The following is a 21,717-nucleotide window of genomic DNA, read 5'->3' as shown; positions in this document are numbered from 1 at the left end:
ATGGGCAATCTCGCTAAGGGGAAGCGGCTGAGCAGCTTCTTCTTCGCAAAACCGGCCCCTTTTGTGAAATTTCCGGGCCATCTTCGGAAAAACGACGTCTTGACGATCATTCTCGGCATAGAATCTTCCTGCGATGAAACCGCCGCCGCTCTGGTCAGCGACGGGCGGGTGATCCTTGCCCAGCATATCGCCAGTCAGGATGAGCAGCACCGCCCCTATGGCGGCGTCGTGCCCGAGATCGCCGCGCGCGCCCATGCCGAGCGGATCGCCCCGATGGTGGAGGCCACGCTGGCCGATGCGGGGATGAGCCTTGCCGATGTCGATGCCATTGCCGCCACCGCCGGGCCGGGTCTGATCGGCGGGGTGATGGTCGGTCTGGTGACGGCCAAGGCGCTGGCGATGGCCAGCGGCAAGCCCTTGCTGGCGGTCAACCATCTGGAGGGGCATGCGCTTTCGCCGCGTCTGGCCGATGGTGAATTGTGCTTTCCTTACATGCTGTTGCTGGTCAGCGGCGGCCATTGCCAGATCCTCTGGGTCGAGGGCGTGGGGCAGTATCGCCGCCTTGCCACCACCATCGACGATGCGCTGGGCGAGGCCTTCGACAAGACCGCCAAGATCCTGGGGCTGGGCTATCCCGGCGGGCCTGCCGTCGAGCGTCTGGCGGCGACGGGCAACCCGAAGGCAGTGCCTTTGCCGCGCCCGCTGCTGGGCAGCTCCGAGCCGCATTTTTCCTTCGCGGGGCTGAAAAGCGCGGTGCTGCGCGCAAGCCAAGCGGGCACCCATGACGATGCCGATATCGCCGCCGCCTTCCAGCAGGCCGCCATCGACTGCCTGATCGACCGCCTGAAACAGGCGATGGACGGGCTGGGCGAAGACCTGACCCGCGCTGATGCTCTGGTGGTGGCGGGCGGTGTGGCGGCCAATAAAGCGATTCGCGGCGCGCTTGAAACTCTGGCTGCCGGACGATCCTTGCGCTTCGTCGCGCCGCCGCTTGCGCTCTGCACCGACAATGCCGCCATGATCGCCTGGGCGGGGCTGGAACGATTCGCGAGCGGGCAGAGTGACGGGCTGGATGTGGCTGCAAGGCCGCGCTGGCCGCTCGACCCGGATGCCAGCCCGGTGCGCGGCGCGGGGGTGAAGGCATGAGCGGGGTTCTGACCGGAGACGCCGCAATCGGCGTGATCGGCGCGGGTGCCTGGGGCACGGCGCTGGCCACCATGCTGGCCGCCGATGGTACGCCTGTCGCCCTGTGGGCGCGCAGCCCGGCGCTGGCCGATGAGATCGCCTCGACGCGCATCAATGGCACCTATCTGCCCGGCGTCACGCTGGCCCCGACCATCGCCGTCACCAGCGATCTGGCGCGGCTTGCGTCGATGCCGGTGCTGCTGGTGGTGTGCCCGGCGCAGCATGTCGGCACGGTGCTCTCCGGCCTGCCCGCCAGCGAGCGCCCTCGCGATCTGGTGCTCTGCGCCAAGGGGATCGAGGCGGGCAGCGGGCGGCTGATGGCCGATGTGACCCGCGCTGCCGCGCCGGGCGACCGTCTGGCGGTGCTGTCGGGGCCCACGTTCGCGCGCGAGGTGGCCACCGGCCTGCCCACCGCGATCACCCTGGCCTGCGAGGATGGCGAGCCGCAGTGGAAGCGCCTGTCCGCCGCCATCGCGCGTCCGGCCTTCCGCCCCTATTATTCCGACGATATCGTCGGGGCCGAGATCGGCGGGGCGATCAAGAATGTGCTGGCGATTGCCTGCGGCGTGGTCGAGGGGCTGGGGCTGGGCGAGAACGCCCGCGCGGCGCTCATCGCGCGGGGCTATGCCGAAATGGCGCGCTTTGGCGTGATGAAGGGCGCGCGGCAGGATACGCTTTCCGGGCTTTCGGGCATGGGCGATCTGGTGCTGACCTGCGCCAGCCGCGCCAGCCGCAATTATGCGCTGGGCTTCGCGCTGGGGCAGGGCATGACCATGGCGCAGGCGCTGGCCGGCAAGGCCACCGTGGCCGAGGGTTCGCACACCGCCCCGGTGCTGCGCGATCTGGCGCGTTCCTCGGGCGTGTCGATGCCGATCGTCGAGGCGGTGTGCCGCCTGCTGGCCGGAGAGGCCCCCGCCCATACGGTGGTGACCGATTTGCTGGCCCGCCCGCTCAAGGCCGAACAGGCCGGACGGGAGCGTGGTGACTGATCCGATGCCTCACAGTGCTTCCCCCCACACTGTTCCCTCCGCCCCTGTCGATGACCTTACGCTTTCGGGCGGAGGTGTGGAGCCGTCGCCAGACAATGCTGCCAATGGCCAGCAGGACATGGCGGCGCTCGCCAAGGGCGGGAGGACCAATTTCCTCGGCTTCCTGATGCGGCTGGCGGGCAACATCCCGTTCCTCTTCATCGCCGGGCGGCTTTATGGCGCGGCGTCTCTGGGCCGTTATGCCTATGCCGTGCTGATCGTTCAGCTTGCGGCGCAGCTTTGCACCTTGGGCCAGAAGCGCGGCATCGCCCAGCAACTGGCCGAGGAAAAGCATCATCCCGCCAACATCGTCGCGAACAGCCTGCTGCTCTCGCTGATGCTGTCGACGGTGGCGGCGCTGTTCCTGTGGTTCGTGCCCGCGCCGATGTTCCCCAGCGGCAATTACAGCGATCTCGACCGCCTGCTGGTGCTGACGATCTTCCCAACAGCCTTTGGCGATATCGTCCTCTCTGCTCTGGCCTATCGTTACGATATCGCCACGACGGTGCGGGCGCGCTCGATTGTCGAGCCATGGTCGCTCTCGATCACCGCCGGGCTGCTTTATCTCGCCGGGACCTGGACATGGTTTGACGGGCTGAAGGAAAGCGGACTGTCGCTGGCCTATATCGTCTCGATCATTGCTTCGGCTCTGGCGATGATCGGGCCGCTGATCCGTTCCTATGGCTGGCCCCAGCAGTGGCGGCCGCATCCTCTGCATATCGGCCGGCTGGCGCTGGACAATGCGCCGCTGGCGGTGGCCGATGCCGTGGAATGGGGCACGCGCAAGCTCGACATCGCCATTCTGGGCATCTTTGCCACGCCGACCTCGGTGGGCGTCTATTATGTGGCGCAGCAGTTCGCCAGCCTGCCCCAGAAGCTGAAGACCAGCTTCGAGCCGATCCTTGGCCCCGTCATCACGCGCAATCTGAAGGAACAGAATTACGCGGGGATCGCCCGGCAGGTCTGTCAGGTGGGCTTCTGGATTACTGCGGCGCAGGCGGGTATCGCTCTGGCGCTGGGCATTCCGGGGCGCGGCGTGCTGGGTCTGACCGGTCCGCAATTCGTCGGAGGCCTTGGCGCCTTGTGCTTCCTGCTGGGCGCTGAAGTGGGCGCGGCGACGGCGGTGGTCTCCGAGGCGGCGCTGATCTATATTGCCCCGGTGCGCAATCTCTTCGTCTCGGTGGCGACCATCGGCCTGCAGGCGGTGCTGACCGTGGCTGGCATGTATGTCGACCGCGCTTTCGGCCTCGACGAGATGGACCAGGCCAGCAGTGCGGCTGGCGCCCTGATGGTCACGCTGTCGATTGCCTCCATCGTCAAGTCGCAGATGCTCGCCCGCCATTTGAACATGGCGATCAGCACATGGCGCTGGCCGCTGGTGGGGGCGGGCGTGGTGGCCTCGCTGGTGGGCTGGGCCGTTGTGACATGGCTGCCCGAGGCATGGCAGATCGGCTTTGGCGTGCCCGCCATTCTGGCCAGCTATTGCGCGGTGATCTGGCATTTCGGCTTCGGCCCTGACGACCGCATGCTGTTCCGCCGCCAGCCTGAACAGGCTGCCACCCCGAAGGCTTCCGGCGGGCAGGCAGGCTGATGGCGCGCCCAGGCCCTCTGGCCCGCTGGGCGCTGGGGCTGGGCGGACTGGTTCTGGCGCTGGGCATCGGTCTGGCCGACGAGATGGCGCAGGGCGGAGCCATGGTCGGCTGGCTGCAAGGCGAGGCTGCTCAGGCGATCGCCGCCGCGCATGGTGGCGATGTCCACGCCCTGTTTCAGGACCGCAATGGCTGGCTCACCCGCCACGCGGTGCTGAGCGGCGGCGATAATCTGCCCGATGGCCAGCGCGCGCAACTGGCTCAGGCTGTGGCCGCTGTGCCCGGCATGGGCGGGGTCCATTGGCTCGCGGGGCATCATGGCCATGTCGCCGCGCCCGTCGATGCCGAAGGGCGCGACTGCGCGGGCGACGTCACCGCAATCCTCAAAAGCCGCAGCCTGCGTTTTGCGGACTCCAGCGCCGCCATCGACCCGGCCAGCCGCCGCGCGCTGGATGAGGTGGCCGCCGCGCTGCGCCCCTGCGCTGGCAGTGTGATCGCCATCACCGGCCATACCAACGCCAGCGGCGACGAGGCCTTCAACCTCAACCTCTCGCATGAGCGCGCCCTTGCCGTCCGCTATGCGCTGGGGCAGCGCGGCATCGACATTGCCGATCTGCGCGCGCGGGGCATGGGCTCCGAGCACCCCGTGCCCGGCCTGACGCCCCAGGATGTCGCCAACCGTCGCATCGAATTTTCGGTGATCGCCCCGGTCAGCCTTGAGCCGACTTTGGTCGACCGCCCCGGCGCCGAGCCGCCGCGCGGGGGCGATGCGCTTTCTCCGATGCCGCTGTGGCTGGAAATTGCCGCGCTGGCCGCCTTGACCTATACTCTGGGGCTGGGCATCGGTTGGATGCTGTGGGGGCGGCGCATCCGCCCCGCCTGACACAGATTTCTTGTAAGGACTCCCGCGATGCAGACGATACTCCAAACCAACGCTCTGGCCTTCGGCATTGTGCTGCTGGTCGGACTGATCGTGGCGTGGCTGATCTGGGGACGCAAGAAACCGGTCCGCGAACGCCACCGCAGCGCCGATGTGCTGGACGAAGGCGCCGGCCCCGCCAAGCGCAACCAGGCCTTTATCGATGCCCCCAGCGCGGCGTCGCGCGTGGACCTGCGCGAGGCGTCTGGAGTCTCGGCTGCCTTGGGCGGCACCGGCGCGAACCTTGGCGGGCTGGGCGATGTGGCGGCTTTTGCCGCCGCCGCTGAGGTCGCCTCGGCGCATGAGGAAGTGGCCGAGGTGGTGACCACGCCGGTGGTGCAGGCGGCTGAGGTTGCGCCTCTGGCTGCAGCCCCTGCCGCTTCGGGCGACGATCTGACGCGGCTGAAGGGCGTGGGGCCGAAGCTGTCGGCGCGGTTGAAGGAACTGGGCGTGGTCAGCTTCGCGCAGATCGCGGGCTGGTCGGAGGCCGATCTGGCGGCTGTGGATGCTCAGCTTGGCACCTTCGCCGGGCGGCCCAAGCGGGATAACTGGGTCGAGCAGGCCGGGTTTCTGGCTACCGGAGACGTGGCCGGGTATGAGGCCAAGTTCGGGAAGTTGTAAGGTTTAGGAAGGAAGGGAAGATGCGAGGGCCATCGCCCTCGCGCTCCCTTTAATGTCTGCGTTGCGCTTCGAGTTCGGCCATAGAGCTAACGTCGCTGCGCCGCAGGCTTTGAACGATAGAAAGGCGCCGGGGTTTTTTGCCTGCGGCGCCTTTTTATTGCGCTGGTGGAGAGGTTGGGCGCAGCGATCGGGTGCCACTGCCCGTGCGTCGGGAGACGTTATGGGAGCGCGAGGGGGTACCCCCCCCCCGCATCTTCCTTACTTCCCCCACTTCTTCTGAATCTTTCCATACCGGGTCTTTCTCGTTCCCGGCTTCCCTTCATTCGACCGCCCGATGATCGGCGCCTTATGCTGCGAATCCGGCAGGCCCAGTTCGGTTGCCTCCAGCTTGCGGATTTCGTCGCGCAACCGGCCTGCCTCCTCGAACTCAAGGTCTGCGGCGGCGGCGCGCATGCGCTTTTCGAGGTCTTCGATATAGCCGCGCAGATTGTGGCCGACGAGGTTGTTCACCCCATCGTCCTCGATATCCACCAGCACGCCATCGCGTGAGGCGGTGTCGGCGACGATATCGTGGATGTTGCGCTTGATGGTGGCGGGGGTGATCCCGTGTTCGAGGTTGTAGGCCTGCTGCTTGGCGCGGCGGCGCTCGGTTTCGCCGATCGCGCGTTGCCATCGAGCCGGTGATGCGGTCGGCATAGAGGATCGCCTTGCCGTTGACGTTGCGCGCGGCGCGGCCGATGGTCTGGATCAGCGAGCGCTCGGAGCGCAGGAAGCCTTCCTTGTCGGCGTCGAGAATCGCCACCAGCGACACCTCGGGCATGTCGAGGCCCTCGCGCAGCAGGTTGATGCCCACCAGCACGTCGAAGTCGCCCAGGCGCAGGTCGCGGATGATCTCGACGCGCTCGACGGTATCGATGTCCGAGTGCAGGTAGCGCACCCGCACGCCGTGCTTCGTGCAGGTATTCGGTGAGGTCCTCGGCCATGCGCTTGGTCAGCGTGGTGACCAGCACGCGCCGTAGCCCGCCGCGCGCCGTTTTGCGGCATCTCGGCGAGCAGGTCGTCCACCTGGGTCGTCGACCGGGCGGATTTCCACGTGCGGGTCGATCAGGCCGGTGGGGCGCACCACCTGCTCGGCGAACACACCGCCGGCCTGTTCCATCTCCCAGCTGCCCGGCGTCGCGGAGACGGAAATGGTCTGCGGCGCCATCGCCTCCCACTCCTCGAAGCGCAAGCGGGCGGTTGTCCAGCGCCGACGGCAGGCGGAAGCCGTATTCCACCAGGGTTTCCTTGCGCGCGCGGTCGCCCTTGAACATGGCGCCGATCTGCGGAATGGTCACGTGGGATTCGTCGACGACCAGCAGGGCGTTCGCCGGCAGGTAGTCGAACAGCGTCGGCGGCGGCTCGCCGCGGCAGGCGCGCCCGAGAGGAAGCGGCAGTAGTTCTCGATGCCCGTGCAGTAGCCCAGGTCGCGGCGATCATCTCCAGATCGAAATGGGTGCGCTGCTCCAGGCGCTGGGCTTCCAGCAGCTTGCCCTCGGCATTCAGCTCTTTGAGGCGTTCCTCCAGCTCGAAACGGATGGCGTGCATCGCCTGCTGCATGGTGGGGCCGGGGGTGACGTGGTGCGAATTGGCGTAGACGCGGATCTTCTCCAGCTTGGCGCCCGCCTTGCCGGTGAGGGGATCGAATTCGACGATCGATTCGACCTCATCGCCGAAGAAGCTGATGCGCCAGGCGATGTCCTCATAGTGGCTGGGGAAGATCTCCAGATTGTCGCCGCGCACGCGGAAGGTGCCGCGCGCGAAGGCCACATCGTTGCGGGTGTACTGCATGGCGACCAGCTTGCGGATGATCTCGCCCTGGTCCTGATCCTTGCCGGTTTCCAGATCGAAGATCATCGCGGAATAGGTCTCGACCGAGCCGATGCCATAGAGGCAAGAGACCGAGGCGACGATGATCACGTCGTCGCGCTCCAGCAGGGCCCGGGTGGCCGAGAGGCGCATCTGCTCGATGTGCTCGTTGATCGCTGGATTCCTTCTCGATGTAGGTGTCCGAGCGGGCGACATAGGCCTCGGGCTGGTAGTAGTCGTAGTAGGAGACGAAGTACTCCACCGCATTGTCCGGGAAGAAGCTCTTCAACTCGCCGTACAGCTGCGCGGCCAGCGTCTTGTTGGGCGCCAGAATCAGCGCCGGGCGCTGCAGTCGCCTCGATCACCTTGGCCATGGTGAAGGTCTTGCCCGAGCCGGTCACGCCCAGCAGCACCTGCGTGTCGTCCCCCGCACTGATGCCCTGCACCAGCTCGGCGATGGCGGTGGGCTGGTCGCCCGCCGGGCTGTAGTCGCTGACGATGCGCAGCGCCTTGCCTGGCTCGACCTTGTCGGGGCGGGCGGGGCGGTGGGGGACAAAATTGCCCGAGGTGTCGGGCTCTTCCAGCCCGCGGCGGATGATCAGTTCGGCCATGGGGAGGTTATGGGCGTTCGCCTATCGTTCCGCAAGGGCGGCGCGGATTTCCGAAGGCGAAATGCATGAGCCGCACGAAAGTTGCGCGGGAGACTGCCCCGAAAAAATAAGTTTCGCAAGTGCAGCAATGACGCTTGGCAAGGCTTTCCCTTTCATGCAGCTTCACTTGGCAAGGCGGCATGCGGAGCCGCTTGCTTATTGGGGTGCCGATGACAACAACCACCTTCTCGCATTATGACGAGATGATCGATGGCCAGGGGCAGGTCCGCCCCGCCTATGCCGGCTATCGCGAGTGGTACGATGCGCAGGACCCGCGCTGGATGGTGAAGCAGGGCAAGCAGGCGGAGAGCTTCTTCCGCCGCACCGGCATCACCTTCAACGTCTATGGCGAGGATGCCGGGCAGGAACGCCTGATCCCCTTCGACATGATCCCGCGTATCGTCACCGCCGATGAGTGGAAGAAGCTGTCGGTCGGCATCGAGCAGCGGGTGCGCGCGATCAACGCCTTCCTGCACGACCTCTATCACAAGCGCGAGATCGTGAAGGCCGGCAAGGTGCCCGAGCGTGTTTTGCGCGGCAATGAGGCTTTCCTGCCCCAGATGGTGGGCTTCACGCCTCCGGGCGAGGTCTACACCCATATCGTCGGCATCGATCTGGTCCGCACCGGGCCCGATGAGTTCATGGTGCTGGAGGATAATGCGCGCACGCCCAGCGGCGTCTCCTATATGCTGGAGAACCGTGAGACGATGATGGCGATGTTCCCGGAACTGTTCACCAAGGTGCAGGTGCAGCCGGTTTCGGATTATCCGCGCGCGCTGGCCCGCAGCCTTGCCGCCTGCGCCCCGCCCGCCGCCAGTGGCCATCGCCCCACGGTGGCGGTGCTGACGCCGGGCATCTACAACTCCGCCTATTTCGAGCATGCCTTTCTGGCCGACCAAATGGGCGCCGAGCTGGTCGAGGGCGGGGATCTGCGGGTGGTCGATGGCCGGGTCTGCATGCGCACCACGCGGGGCTGGACGGCTATCGACGTGCTGTACCGGCGCGTGGACGATAATTTCCTCGATCCGCTGACCTTCAACCCTTCCAGCGTGCTGGGCGTGCCCGGCATCATGGATGTCTATCGCGCGGGCGGGATCACCATCGCCAACGCGCCGGGCACCGGCATTGCGGACGACAAGGCGATCTACTCCTTCATGCCCGAGATCGTGGAGTTCTACACCGGTGAGAAGCCGATTCTGAAGAACGTGCCGACATGGCGCTGCGCCGAGGCGGATTCACTGGCCTATGTGCTGGATCACCTGCCCGAACTGGTGGTGAAGGAGGTTCACGGCAGCGGCGGCTATGGCATGCTGATCGGCCCGACCTCTTCCAAGGCCGAGATCGCAGCCTTCGAGAAGAAGCTGCGCGCGCGTCCGGAAAATTACATCGCCCAGCCCACCCTGTCGCTCTCCACCGTGCCGATCTTCACCAAGGCGGGGCTGGCGCCGCGCCATGTCGATCTGCGGCCCTTCGTGCTGGTCTCGCCCAATGGGATCAACATCACGCCGGGGGGCCTCACGCGGGTGGCGCTGAAGAAGGGATCACTGGTGGTCAATTCCAGTCAGGGCGGGGGTACGAAAGACAGTTGGGTGCTGGCGGAATGATGGGGGGTAACGTCTGATGCTGGGTCGTTCCGCCTGGGGCCTGTTCTGGATGTTCCGCTATCTGGAGCGGGCCGAAAACACCGCGCGCATGCTCGACGCCGGTTTTCGTATGGCGCTGACGCGTGGGCTTTCCGCCGCCAGCGACGAATGGCGCAGTGTGCTCATCACACTGGGGCTGGAGGAGGCCTTCGCCGCCACCGGTCTGGATCACACCGGCCATATCATCACCAATTTCGTGCTGCGCTCGCCCGAGAATGCCGACAGCGTGCTGGCGATGATGGAAAATGCGCGCACCAATGCCCGCATGGTCCGCACCGCCATCACGCGTGAGGTCTGGGAAGCCACCAATGAAAGCTGGATGATCCTGAAGGATCTCCTCGCCCGCCCGGTGAGCGAGGCCGATCTGGGCGAAGTGCTCGACACCATCCGCCGCCAGACCATGCTGGTGCGCGGCGCGATGGAAGGCACCATGCTGCGCAACGACATCTACAATTTTGCCTATATGGGCACCCATATCGAACGCGCCGACAACACCGCGCGCATCCTCGATGTGAAATATCATGTGCTGTTGCCCTCGCTGGCCTGGGTCGGTTCGCGGCTGGACAATGCGCAATGGGAGATGGTGCTGCGCTCGGTCTCGGGCGAGCGGGCGTTTCGCTGGATGAATGCGGGCGCGCTCGACCCCAAGGGCATCGCCGAATTCCTGATCCTCGACGGGCGTTTCCCGCGTTCTCTGGCCTTTTGCTATGACAAGCTGGCCAGCAACATGGCGAGTCTCGCCTATGGCTATGGCGAGGCGGCGCCCTCGCACGAGTTGCTGCGTCAGGCGAATGCCCGATTGCAGCAGACTGGCATCGCGCAGATCTTCGAATTTGGCCTGCACGAATTCATCACGCAATTCATCAACACCAACCGCCAGATCGCCGACGCCATCGCCGCCGATTACCGCTTCACCGAGTAAGGCAGGAGCCGCCTCATGCGCATCGCCATCAGCCACACCACGCGCTATCGCTTCGATGCTCCGGCGCGTTACGGGGTGCAGCGCCTGCGGCTGCGCCCGCGCCAATGCGCGGTGCAGGATGTGCTGGAATGGCAGATGGCCGTGGATGGCGCGGTGATCGAGGCCGCCTATGACGATCACAACGGCAATGCCACCACGCTGATTTCCTTCGGTAATGATGTGGAAGAGGTGGCGGTCACCACCAGCGCTCTGGTCGAGGTGCGCGATACGGCGGGGATGGTCGGCCCGCATGCGGGTTTCATGCCGCTGTGGCTCTTCACCAACCAGACCGCCCTGACCAAGCCGGGGCCGAAGCTGAAGGCGCTGGCCCGCGACTTTCCGCTGGAAGATGTCAATGTGCTCGACACGCTGCACGCCCTGTCGCGCGCGGTGGGTGAGGTGGTGACCTATGAAAAGGGCGTGACTGACGTCACCACCACCGCCGAACAGGCGCTGGAGCTGGGCAAGGGCGTCTGCCAGGACCATGCACATGTCTTCATCGGCGCGGCGCGGCTGCTGGGCGTGCCCGCGCGCTATGTCTCGGGCTATCTGCTGATGGACGCCAGCACCGCTCAGGACGCCGGCCACGCCTGGGCAGAGGCGCATATTCCGGGCCTCGGCTGGGTGGGCTTCGATCCTTCCAACGAGATCTGCCCGGACAGTCGCTATGTCCGCGTTGCCCTTGGCGCCGATTATGCCGAGGCCGCGCCCGTCACCAGCCTGGTGCCCGGTGGCGGCAGCGCGGGGCTGTCGGTGGCGCTCGATGTGGCCCAGCAATTGATGGCACAATAATGTGCCGCCTAAGTCGCTGACACCTCTGTAAATTGCCCGATCCGGCTACGGCAAGCGGTGTTAAATGCGCGCCTCTATGCTTGACGCGGCTGGATCGAATGCCCAGCAAACCGGCGAAACGAATCGACGCCGGGTCGTGACTGGCGGCAACAGGAACGTACAATGACCTATTGTGTTGGCATGATGCTGGATGCCGGGCTCGTGCTGATGAGCGACACCCGCACCAATTCGGGCGTCGACAACATTTCCACCTTCCGCAAGATGCACAGCTGGTCCGTGCCCGGCGAGCGCATGGTCGCGCTGATGACCAGCGGCAACCTCGCCACCACGCAGGCCGTCGTCGCCCGCCTCGAAGAGCGCAACAAGGCTCGCGCCGACCGCAAGAACGACCTGCTGCAACTGCCCACCATGTTCGCCATGGCCGAGCATGTCGGCAAGCTGCTGCGCGAAACCATCGCCGATCGCGACGAGGACAATGGCCCGGAAGCCTCGGGCCAGTTCGGCGCCACGCTGATCCTGGCCGGGCAGATCAAGGGCATGGGGATGCACCTCTACCTGATCTACCCCGAGGGCAATTTCATCGAGGCCAGCTTCGACACGCCCTTCTTCCAGATCGGTGAGACCAAATACGGCCGCCCCATCATCCTGCGCGGATACGACCGCACCATGAACTTCGAGGATGCGGTGAAGCTGATGATGGTCAGCTTCGATTCGACCCTGAAGGCAAACCTGTCGGTCGGCATGCCGCTGGACCTGCTGGTGGTGGCGAAGGACAAGTTCGAACCGCTGCATGAGGTGCGGATTACGGAGTCCGATCCATGGTATCGCAGCTTGAGCGCCGGATGGGGCGAGGCGCTGCGGGCGGCGCTGGACGGGCTGCCGGATTATCCTTTTCACGCAAGGTAAGATTTGAAGGAAGAAAGATGCGAGGGGGTTACCCCCTCGCGCTCCCATGACGTCTTCCGACGAAAGGGCACGGGCGCCGAAATGGTGCGCCAAGGCTCTCCACCTGCGCGACATAAGGCACCGCAGGCAATCGAATCATGGATCGACAACGCAGAGCGGGGAGCATCAGCCTGCGGCGCAGCGACGTTGCCCTATGGCCGAACCCAATGCGCCACGCAGACACTAATGGGAGCGCGAGGGTGTAACACCCTCGCATTTCCCTTTTTCTTCAAACCCCTACCGGCAAAAATGCGAATCGACCGCTTCCACATGAAAGTGATTGCGGTGAGCCGCATTGTAATCCGGCCCCAGCACCATCCCGAATCTCCGACAGGCACTGGTGTGGATCACGCGCAGGAACTCGCGCTCCTGAGGCGTCCCGGCGTTCCACTGGCCCAGCACTGACACGCGCCGTCCATCGGCCAGCACGAAGCCGGAGACGTCGATGGCGCTGGCGGTGGCATGGCCCGAGCGATGATCGCTGCCCGCCACGTTGCGGCAACTGTAGCTGCCCATGGTTTCGATTCGCACCAGTTGGCTACCCAGGATCTGGCGCGCGGCGCGGTCCACGCCATAGCGGGCCCAGCCGGCGAAGGCGTCGGCAAGGCGGCAGGTGACGGGGCCGAGGTTGGTGATGCCCAGCGCGGAATAGTCGCCGCGCACGGAGAGCAATTTCACCGTCTGGATGTTCGAGCAGCCTGCGCCGAAATACTGGTCGGGCAGGGGGGTGAAGGTGGCTTCCTTGTTGCCGAGGTCCGCCAGACAGCTGTTGTATGCGGGCGCGGGCGACCAGTTGTTGGTGGTGCGCCGGGGTGTCGGCGGTGCTTGCGGCGCGGACGAGCAGGCGGCCAGCGCCAGCGCGGATAAGGCGCTGACAGCGCAGCGAATGGGGGGGAGTTTGCCGCTTGGGCGGCGCCGGGGGGAGGCTGGCCACGGGTGCATATGGTTAACATGCGGCAGGAATGGTTAACATATTATTGCAGAGTGCGCGTAACAATGTTGCTCTGGAACCCTTGCGATTTTTCGTTTCGCTTCGTCGAAGGCGGGTTGACTTCGCTTCGGTTGCCCTTAGAAGCGGCGCCGGGCCACGCGGTCCCAACGCCGCGCGTGCTCTCTGTGAGGAGAGTCTACATGACTGTTACTATTCCGGCTACCAAACCCGCTCGTCCTTTTTTCTCGTCGGGCCCTTGCGCTAAGCCGCCAACGTTTTCTCCCGAAAAGCTCGCCACCGCATCGCTCGGTCGCTCGCATCGCGCCAAGATCGGCAAGACGCGTCTGCAGTACAGCATCGACCTGATGCGCGAGCTGCTCGGTCTGCCTGACACCCATCGCATCGGTATCGTGCCCGGTTCGGACACCGGCGCCTTCGAAATGGCCATGTGGACCATGCTGGGCGCCCGCGAAGTCACCGCTCTGGCCTGGGAAAGCTTCGGCGAAGGCTGGGTGACGGATGCCGTCAAGCAGCTCAAGCTGGACGCCACGGTCGTCCGCGCCGATTACGGCCAGATCCCCGATCTGGACAAGGTCGACTGGACGAACGACGTGCTCTTCACCTGGAACGGCACCACCAGCGGCGTGCGCGTGCCCGACGCCGAGTGGATCCCCGCCGACCGCGAGGGCCTGAGCTTCGCCGACGCCACCAGCGCCGTTTTCGCTTATGACATCGACTGGACCAAGATCGACGTTGCCACCTTCTCCTGGCAGAAGGTGCTGGGTGGTGAGGGCGGCCATGGCGTGCTGATCCTGGGCCCCCGCGCTGTCGAGCGTCTGGAAAACTTCACCCCCGACCGTCCGCTGCCCAAGGTGTTCCGCCTTGTCTCGAAGGGCAAGCTGGCCGAGGGCATCTTCAAGGGCGAGACCATCAACACGCCCTCGATGCTGGCCGTGGAAGATGCGATCTTCGCGCTGGAATGGGCCAAGTCGGAAGGCGGCCTGAAGGGTCTTCAGGCGCGCTGCACCGCCAACGCCAACGCGCTGGACAAGATCGTTGCCGAACGTGACTGGCTGGGCCATCTCGCTGTCGACAAGGGCACCCGCTCGAAGACCTCGGTCTGCCTCACCGTTGAGGGCGCCGACGCCGACTTCATCAAGAAGTTTGCCGCCATCCTCGAAAAGGAAGACGCCGCTTACGACATCGCGGGCTATCGCGATGCCCCGGCGGGCCTGCGCATCTGGTGCGGCGCCACCGTCAATGTCGAGGACATCGAGGCGCTGGGCCCCTGGCTCGATTATGCCTATGCCTCGGTCAAGGCGACCGTCGCAGCCTGACGCATATCTGGCGGCGCGAGAACCCGCGCCGCCACATCCCCTGAACACAGCGATATTCCGCATGAGGAAGGACTTCCCATGACCAAGCCCCGCGTTCTTATTTCCGACAAGATGGACCCCAACGCCGCCCGCATTTTCGAAGAGCTGGGCTGCGACGTCGATGTCATCACCGGCGAAACCCCCGAACAGCTGATCGCCCGCATCGGCGACTATGATGGTCTGGCCATCCGCAGCTCGACCAAGGTGACCAAGGAAATCCTCGACGCCGCCACCAACCTGAAGGTGATCGGTCGCGCCGGTATCGGCGTTGATAACGTTGATATTCCTTACGCCAGCGCCAAGGGCGTTGTCGTGATGAACACGCCTTTCGGCAACTCGATCACCACCGCCGAACACGCCATCGCGATGATCTTCGCCCTGGCCCGCCAGATCCCCGAAGCCAATGAGCAGACCCAGCAGGGCCTGTGGCCGAAGAACGGCTTCATGGGCGTGGAAGTCACCGGCAAGACGCTGGGCCTGATCGGTGCCGGTAACATCGGTTCCATCGTTGCCAGCCGCGCGCTGGGCCTGAAGATGAAGGTCGTGGCCTTCGATCCCTTCCTGACGCCCGAGCGCGCCGTGGAAATCGGCGTCGAAAAGGCTGACCTCGACACGCTGCTGGCCCGCGCCGACTTCATCACGCTGCACACGCCGCTGACCGCCGACACCAAGAACATCCTCTCGGCGGAAAATCTGGCCAAGACCAAGAAGGGTGTCCGCATCGTCAACTGCGCCCGCGGTGGCCTGATTGACGAAGCCGCGCTGAAGGCAGGCCTTGATTCGGGCCATATCGCCGGCGCCGCCCTCGACGTGTTCCAGACCGAGCCCGCCAAGGACTCGCCGCTGTTCGGCACCAAGAACTTCATCTGCACCCCGCATCTGGGCGCTTCGACCACCGAAGCCCAGGTCAACGTGGCCCTGCAGGTTGCCGAGCAGCTTGGCGAATATCTGACCACCGGCGGTGTCACCAACGCTCTGAACATGCCGTCGCTCTCGGCCGAGGAAGCCCCGCGCCTCAAGCCCTACATGGCTCTGGCCGAGCACCTCGGTTCGCTGGTCGGCCAGCTGACCACCAGCGCCGTCGCCCGCATCTCGATCCACACCGAAGGCGCCGCCGCCGAGCTGAACGCCAAGCCCATCGTGGCCGCCGTTCTGGCCGGTTTCCTGCGCGTGCAGTCGGCCACGGTGAACATGGTCAACGCTCCGTTCCTCGCCAAGGAGCGCGGCCTTGAAGTGCGCGAAGTGAAGACCGAAAAGACCGGCGACTACCACACGCTGATCCGCGTCTCGGTGAAGACCGAGGCCGGCGAGCGCTCGGTGGCCGGTACGCTGTTCAGCAACGCCGAGCCGCGTCTGGTCGAACTCTTCGGCATCAAGGTCGAAGCCGAACTGACCGGCAACATGATGTACATCGTCAACGAGGACGCCCCCGGCTTCATCGGCCGCATCGGTACGCTCCTTGGCGAGAACGGCATCAACATTGGCACCTTCAACCTGGGCCGCCGCGAGGCCGGTGGCGAGGCGGTGCTGCTGCTCTCGGTCGACAGCCCGGTGGCGGAAGGCGTGCTGGACGCCGCCGGCAAGCTGCCCGGCGTGAAGCGCGTGAAAGGGCTGGCGTTCTGATCTGAACGTTAGTTTGTGAGTTAAGGGAAGGTGGGGTCGGAAGGCTCCGCCTTTTCTTTTAAGAACAAGAGGACATGCGAGGGCCATCGCCCTCGCGCTCCCTTTCATGTCTGCGTTGCGCATCGGGTTCGGCCATCGAGCAAGGTCGCCGCGCCGCAGGCAGGACTTGTTGCCTGCGGCGCCATAGGCCGCGCAGGTGGAGAGGTTGGCCGCTTCGTTTCGGCACCACTGTCCCATCGCCGGAAGACGTTATGGGAGCGCGAGGGTGTAACACCCTCGCACCTTCTTTTCTTTCTTCCCTTCCCCCAACCTTAAACCAACGCTAAAGCCCGCCCCATCATGAACGACACGACCCGAGATCTGCTGCCCGAGGGGCTTGAGGACCGTCTGCCGCAGGCGACGGCTGCTGCAACGCGCATCACCCGCGCCATCATGGATGTGATGGACGCGCATGGATACGACCGCGTCCAGCCCCCCAGCATCGAGTTCGAGCAGTCGCTGGCCAGCCGCATGGCGGGCATTCAGTCGCGCCGCATGTTCCGCTTTGTCGATCCGGCGTCCTTGCGCATGATGGCGATGCGCAGCGACGTGACGCCTCAGGTGGGCCGCATCGCCGCGACGCGCATGGCCGCGCAGGCCCGCCCGCTGCGCCTGTGCTACAATGGCCAGGTTCTGACCATCAAGGGCGACGGCCTCGACCCGGTGCGTGAACGCCTGCAACTCGGTGCCGAGCTGATCGGCAGCGACAGCGTCGCCGCCGCCGCCGAGGTGGTTGCCGTGGCGGTCGAGGCGCTGGCGGCGGCTGGCGCTCAGGGCATTTCGGTCGATTTCACCATGCCCGATCTGATCGACGATCTGGCTGCTGGCCCGCTGCCTCTGTCGCCGGAAGCCCGCGATGCCGTGCGCGCCGCGCTGGATTCCAAGGATGCGGGCGCTCTGGCTGCTGCTGGCGGTCAGGCCTATCTGCCGCTGCTCTATGCCACGGGGCCGCTCGATAGCGCCATCGAACGCCTCTCCGCACTGGATGTCGGCGGCATGCTGGATGACCGCATCGCCGCTCTGCGCCTTATCGCCGCCCGTGTGGGCGATGCCGCCCGCCTGACGCTTGACCCCACCGAGCGTCACGGCTTCGAGTACCAGAGCTGGTTCGGCTTTACGATCTTCGCCGATGGCCTGCGCGGCTATGTCGGTCGCGGTGGCACCTATCGCATCCTCGGCCCAGCCGGCGCCGCGCCGGAGCCCGCGACGGGCTTCTCGCTCTATCCTGATCCGCTGATCGCTGCTCTGGCCGCGCAGGAAGCGCCGCGCCCGCTGCTGTTCCTGCCCTTGGGACATGATGCTGCCGTGGCGGCTGCGCTGCGCGCTGAGTGGCGCACCGTGGCAGCCTTGAGCGAGAGCGATGATGCTGTGGCTCTGGGTTGCACTCACCAGTTGGTGGCTGGGGCTGTTCAGGAAGTCTGAAAAAGAAGGTGCGAGGGGGTTACCCCCTCGCGCTCCCAGAACGTCTCCCGACGATAGGGTAGGGGCGCCGAAGCCTTGCGCCTAACCTCTCTACCTGCGCCACCAAAGGCGCCGCAGGCTTTGATTTCCTGCCTGCGGCGCGGCAAGCTAAGTGCCTTGGCTGAACCCGAAGTGCAACGTAGACATTAAAGGGAGCGCGAGGGTGTAACACCCTCGCATCTATCCTTCCTACTTCCCAAAAACCTTCTTCAACCATTCATCCACTACAGGCGTCACCTCATAGGATGGATCGCCCAGCCGCTGATTGATCGCCAGATGGCCCATCAACCCGGTGCCAGGGAAGCCCTGGATTTCCACCGAAGCCCCGCCAGCCCGTAACGCTTCCGCCAACTCCTGCGCCTGGGCAACACCATCGGGCCGCTGCACATGCAGCAGCAGGAAGCGCGGCGCATTGGGCGCCTCGGCATGGAAGGTGGCCGATAGAGCCCTTTGCCGCGCGGGATCGGTGCCGAAAGCCTGGTCATAGCGCGCGCCCATATAGGCGCCGGAGGTCTCCATCTGCTTGGGGATATCATAAGCCGCGCCGTCGATCGGGATAACCCCGGCCAGATCGGCAAAGGACAGGCCCTGCGCCTTCAAATAGCTTTCGTCTGTGCCCACCAGCGCCACCAGTTGCGCCCCGGCGCTATGGCCCATCAGCACGATGCGGTGACGGTCCACGCCAAGGCGGTCGGCGTCGTGCAGGATGGCACTCAGGGCATGGGCGACATCAGCGGCCTGATCCTCCACGCGCGCCTTGGGCACAAGGCGATAGTCGATGGAGGCGAAGGCATACCCTTCCGCTGTGTAATGCGGGGCTTTCCATGGCCCGGTCGCCGTATCCTTGCTGCCGCGACTCCAGGCGCCGCCATGGACGAAAAGGACCAGCGGCGTGGGGCCAGCGGGATGAAGCGGTGGATAGAAATCGTAAGACTGGCCATGACCATAGGTCAGCGTCTGATGTGGCGGGGCGGGCGGCGCCAAGGTTCCCATCGCCTGACGGTTGCGCATCAACCCGCGCGCCAGCATGCCGGGGCCGAGCATCTGCGCTTGCGCAGCCAGTGGCAGAATCAGCCCCACGGCCAGAGCGGCAGCCATCGGCACGGCGGTTTTGCGCATCCTTGATGGCATGATGTCGGCTTCCCCTGGCGAACCCAATGTTGAGCGCAATCTATGCGCAAGGCCGGTCTTGCACCAGCACCTGTCTGCTTGGGGTTGACGGTTCCGGCCCGGCCCTCTAACGGCCACCGCGCATATCCGGGCCGCCGCTTTGACGCGCCCGTCTGATCCACCCGCTGCGCCGAGTCCTGTCGAAGGGCGCTTCCGGGTCCACCTGGCAGGGTGAGGGATTCTATCCATGGCAAATGTGACCGTGATCGGCGCCCAGTGGGGCGATGAGGGCAAGGGCAAAATCGTCGACTGGCTGGCCGCGCGCGCGGACGCCGTCGTGCGTTTTCAGGGCGGCCATAACGCCGGCCATACGCTGGTGGTGGGCGAGAAGGTCTACAAGCTGAGCCTGCTGCCTTCGGGCATCGTGACGGGCACGCTTTCGATCATCGGCAATGGCGTGGTGCTCGATCCGTGGCACCTGAAGGCCGAGATCGAGAAGCTGGAAGGCCAGGGCGTTGTCATCAACACCGAAAACTTCGCCATCGCCGAGAACTGCCCGCTGATCCTTTCCGTCCACCGCGAGCTGGACGTGATGCGTGAGGCCGCTGCCGGTTCGGGCAAGATCGGCACCACCGGTCGCGGCATTGGCCCGGCCTATGAGGACAAGGTCGGCCGCCGCGCGATCCGCGTCTGCGATCTGGCGCATCTCGATGCTCTGGAGGCCCAGCTGGACCGTCTGTGTGCGCATCATGACGCGCTGCGCGCCGGTTTCGGCCAGCCCCCGGTCGACCGCGAGGCGCTGCTGAACGAGCTGCGCGAGATCGCGCCTTCGGTGCTGCAGTACGCGCAGCCGGTGTGGAAGCGTCTGAATTCGGTGAAGAAAGCCGGCGCCCGCATCCTGTTCGAGGGCGCGCAGGGCGTGCTGCTCGATGTCGATCACGGTACCTATCCCTTTGTGACCTCGTCCAACACCGTGTCGGGCACGGCGGCTTCGGGTTCGGGCCTGGGTCCCAGCGCGACCGGCTTTGTGCTGGGCATCGTGAAGGCCTACACCACCCGCGTGGGTTCGGGTCCGTTCCCCACCGAGCTGGAGGACGAAACCGGCCAGCGCCTGGGCGAGCGTGGCCATGAATTCGGCACCGTCACGGGCCGCAAGCGTCGCTGCGGCTGGTTCGATGCCGTGCTGGTGCGCCAGTCTTGCGCCATTTCGGGTGACCGGCATTGCGCTGACCAAGGTGGACGTGCTCGACGGGTTGGAGAAGGTGAAGATCTGCACCGGCTACCGTTTGAACGGCAAGGTGCTGGATTATTTCCCCGCGCACGCCGCCGATCAGGCCAATGTCGAGCCGATCTATGAGGAAATGGATGGCTGGCAGGGCACCACGGCCGGTGCGCGTAGCTGGGCCGATCTGCCCGCTCAGGCGATCAAGTACATCCAGCGCGTGCAGGAACTGATCGAGACGCCGGTGGCGCTGGTCTCCACCAGCCCCGAGCGTGAGGATACGATTCTGGTCCGCGATCCCTTCGCCGACTGACTCGCGTTTCGAGGATAAAAGGACGCCGCCGTCAGCCCCGTGCTGGCGGCGGCGTTGCTGTATGGGCGCGGGAAAGCTTTGTGTTTTCAGAAGCTTCAAGCCTGTTCTTCTTGTCATTAAGATTTGATCTTAATTTGTTCTCAATTTATCTTGACGAAATCCCCTTATGTTCTAGTTTTATTCCCAGCGTGTCGCTGAAGCCGGCCATGGCTCAGCCATCGAGGGAGTAAAACGCCCATGTCGAGCCAGACGCCGAACCAGACCATGCAGGCCCGATTTGCGGGCTTTACCGATGATTTTCCGGATTTTTCCTATGGCGCCCCTGCCAATGATGCGGCGGGGCTGCGGCTGAGCGTTTCGGTCTTTGCCGATCGTGGCCATCTGCGCGATGAGATGGGGGAGGATGCCGCCAGCGCGGGCTTTCGTCTGGCCGATACGGGCCGATTGCATCATGTGCTGGAAAGCGCCGCCAAGCCGCTGGGCGATGTGGTGCTGATCGATTGCCCGGTGGTCGATGGGGCGAGTATGGCGGCGCTGGCGCGGCTGGATATGCGGGCCGCGCATGTCGGGGCGCAACTGATCGTGTCGACCAGTGTTGAGGCGCTGGATGATGTCTTCGCCGCTCTGGACCAGAGCGATCCGCAGATTCTGGTCGGTCCCAGCCGGGCCGAGCGGATCATTGCGCTGGGCCATGTGCTGGCTCGCCTGCCGCAGCGGCGGGTGCGCGAATTGTCTGAGGAGGATCGCCTCGTGCTGCTGCGCCTGACTCAGCAGGTGACCCAGATCGCCGAGCGCATCGACAGGCTGAGCGAGGGGGCGTCCTCGCCTCCGCCGGTCACCGCGGTTGTTGCACCGGCCTTCCGCTTCGAGGCTGCAGCGGATGAGGGCAGCGAGCGGCTGGTGCGGACTGGCCGCCCGGCGCTGCCTGATCCGCGTCTGGTGCGCAAGATCATCCGCCAGCGCCAGTTGCGGGCGCGCCACTTCGATGGCGAACTGTTTGCCGATCCGGCCTGGGACATGCTGCTGGATCTGACGGCGGCGCGGGCCGAGCATGCGCGCGTTTCGGTGACCAGCCTGTGCATCGCCTCGGGCGTGCCGCCGACGACGGCGCTGCGCTGGATCGGACAACTGACGGATGCGGGGCTGTTCAAACGGGTGGAGGATGAAACCGATCGCCGCCGGGCCTTCATCACCCTGACCGACAAGGCTGCCGATGCCATGGCGCGCTATTTCGCGGAGGTCGATGTGGTCGCTGCGCGCATGGGATAAATGGCACTGTCGGGGAGATGTTGCACAATGATCATGAACCACCACCATTGCGTCGGAAGACGTTATGGGAGCGCGAGGGGGTAACCCCCTCGCATCTCTTATTTTTACTATATGACTTTTCTACACTCAACTTGTCTCGCTTTCAGCACGTGTTCACCGATAGGACGCGATGAAGCGGCAAGGATGGCTCTT

15 protein-coding genes and 2 pseudogenes are annotated in these 21,717 nt (G+C 65.2%); 14 read left to right on the top strand and 3 right to left on the bottom strand.

The window, feature by feature from the left end; genetic code table 11:
* Positions 1–99 precede the first annotated feature (99 nt).
* From tsaD to ABDW49_RS16985, 5 genes are all read left to right on the top strand, one after another.
* A complete protein-coding gene (gene tsaD / locus ABDW49_RS17005; protein ID WP_343613305.1) occupies positions 100–1,146 on the top strand; it encodes a tRNA (adenosine(37)-N6)-threonylcarbamoyltransferase complex transferase subunit TsaD in 1,047 nt (348 codons plus the stop codon).
* Complete coding sequence (locus tag ABDW49_RS17000; RefSeq protein ID WP_343613303.1) at positions 1,143–2,174, top strand: NAD(P)H-dependent glycerol-3-phosphate dehydrogenase; 1,032 nt, start codon at positions 1,143–1,145, stop codon at positions 2,172–2,174. Before tsaD ends, ABDW49_RS17000 begins: the two co-directional genes overlap by 4 nt.
* Positions 2,175–2,292: 118 nt before the next feature.
* Entirely contained in the window at positions 2,293–3,804 is a 1,512-nt protein-coding gene (locus ABDW49_RS16995) for an oligosaccharide flippase family protein (RefSeq protein ID WP_343614345.1), read from the top strand.
* Positions 3,804–4,685, top strand: coding sequence for an OmpA family protein (locus tag ABDW49_RS16990; RefSeq protein ID WP_343613301.1), 882 nt, complete (start codon positions 3,804–3,806; stop codon positions 4,683–4,685). The genes ABDW49_RS16995 and ABDW49_RS16990 overlap by 1 nt, the downstream gene beginning before the upstream one ends.
* A gap of 27 nt (positions 4,686–4,712) precedes the next feature.
* Positions 4,713–5,342: a hypothetical protein gene (locus ABDW49_RS16985; protein ID WP_343613299.1), complete on the top strand. Its 630-nt coding sequence runs from the start codon at positions 4,713–4,715 to the stop codon at positions 5,340–5,342.
* Between the two features lie 258 nt (positions 5,343–5,600).
* Here ABDW49_RS16985 and uvrB read toward each other — a convergent pair.
* Positions 5,601–7,801: pseudogene (gene uvrB / locus ABDW49_RS16980) on the bottom strand (excinuclease ABC subunit UvrB).
* A gap of 209 nt (positions 7,802–8,010) precedes the next feature.
* On the opposite strand from uvrB, the gene ABDW49_RS16975 reads away from it, so the two are divergent.
* From ABDW49_RS16975 to ABDW49_RS16960, 4 genes are all read left to right on the top strand, one after another.
* Positions 8,011–9,444: a circularly permuted type 2 ATP-grasp protein gene (locus ABDW49_RS16975; protein ID WP_343613297.1), complete on the top strand. Its 1,434-nt coding sequence runs from the start codon at positions 8,011–8,013 to the stop codon at positions 9,442–9,444.
* Between the two features lie 16 nt (positions 9,445–9,460).
* The gene (locus ABDW49_RS16970; RefSeq protein WP_343613295.1) at positions 9,461–10,405 is read left to right on the top strand and encodes an alpha-E domain-containing protein; all 945 of its coding nucleotides are present in this window, start codon (positions 9,461–9,463) and stop codon (positions 10,403–10,405) included.
* 15 nt (positions 10,406–10,420) lie between these two features.
* Positions 10,421–11,236: a transglutaminase family protein gene (locus ABDW49_RS16965; RefSeq protein ID WP_343613293.1), complete on the top strand. Its 816-nt coding sequence runs from the start codon at positions 10,421–10,423 to the stop codon at positions 11,234–11,236.
* Positions 11,237–11,398: 162 nt separating this feature from the next.
* Positions 11,399–12,142, top strand: a complete 744-nt coding sequence (locus ABDW49_RS16960) for a peptidase (RefSeq protein WP_343613291.1) — start codon at positions 11,399–11,401, stop codon at positions 12,140–12,142.
* A 276-nt stretch (positions 12,143–12,418) separates the two neighbouring features.
* On the opposite strand, the gene ABDW49_RS16955 is transcribed toward ABDW49_RS16960, so the two are convergent.
* Positions 12,419–13,123, bottom strand: a complete 705-nt coding sequence (locus tag ABDW49_RS16955) for an extensin family protein (protein WP_343613290.1) — start codon at positions 13,121–13,123, stop codon at positions 12,419–12,421.
* A gap of 189 nt (positions 13,124–13,312) precedes the next feature.
* Here ABDW49_RS16955 and ABDW49_RS16950 point away from each other — a divergent pair, with 189 nt between their 5' ends.
* The 3 genes from ABDW49_RS16950 (at position 13,313) to ABDW49_RS16940 (ending at position 17,572) form a co-directional block, all read left to right on the top strand.
* Positions 13,313–14,449 carry a phosphoserine transaminase gene (locus ABDW49_RS16950; RefSeq protein WP_343613288.1) on the top strand — a complete coding sequence of 379 codons (1,137 nt, stop codon included), beginning with the start codon at positions 13,313–13,315 and terminating at the stop codon, positions 14,447–14,449.
* Positions 14,450–14,527: 78 nt separating this feature from the next.
* Entirely contained in the window at positions 14,528–16,111 is a 1,584-nt protein-coding gene (gene serA / locus ABDW49_RS16945) for a phosphoglycerate dehydrogenase (protein ID WP_343613287.1), read from the top strand.
* 339 nt (positions 16,112–16,450) lie between these two features.
* On the top strand, positions 16,451–17,572 hold the full coding sequence (locus ABDW49_RS16940; RefSeq protein ID WP_343613284.1) for an ATP phosphoribosyltransferase regulatory subunit: 1,122 nt from the start codon (positions 16,451–16,453) through the stop codon (positions 17,570–17,572).
* A gap of 228 nt (positions 17,573–17,800) precedes the next feature.
* On the opposite strand, the gene ABDW49_RS16935 is transcribed toward ABDW49_RS16940, so the two are convergent.
* On the bottom strand, positions 17,801–18,730 hold the full coding sequence (locus ABDW49_RS16935; RefSeq protein WP_343613283.1) for an alpha/beta hydrolase: 930 nt from the start codon (positions 18,728–18,730) through the stop codon (positions 17,801–17,803).
* A gap of 238 nt (positions 18,731–18,968) precedes the next feature.
* Between ABDW49_RS16935 and ABDW49_RS16930 the strand changes: the two are divergent.
* Positions 18,969–20,256: pseudogene (locus ABDW49_RS16930) on the top strand (adenylosuccinate synthase).
* Positions 20,257–20,493: 237 nt separating this feature from the next.
* Positions 20,494–21,525, top strand: a complete 1,032-nt coding sequence (locus ABDW49_RS16925) for a winged helix DNA-binding protein (protein WP_343613282.1) — start codon at positions 20,494–20,496, stop codon at positions 21,523–21,525.
* Positions 21,526–21,717: the final 192 nt, after the last annotated feature.

The sequence above is a fragment of the Novosphingobium sp. genome (assembly GCF_039595395.1).
Classification (GTDB): domain Bacteria; phylum Pseudomonadota; class Alphaproteobacteria; order Sphingomonadales; family Sphingomonadaceae; genus Novosphingobium.
The sequence above is the reverse complement of the archived record's forward strand: the minus strand, read 5'-3'. Positions and strand labels throughout refer to the sequence as shown.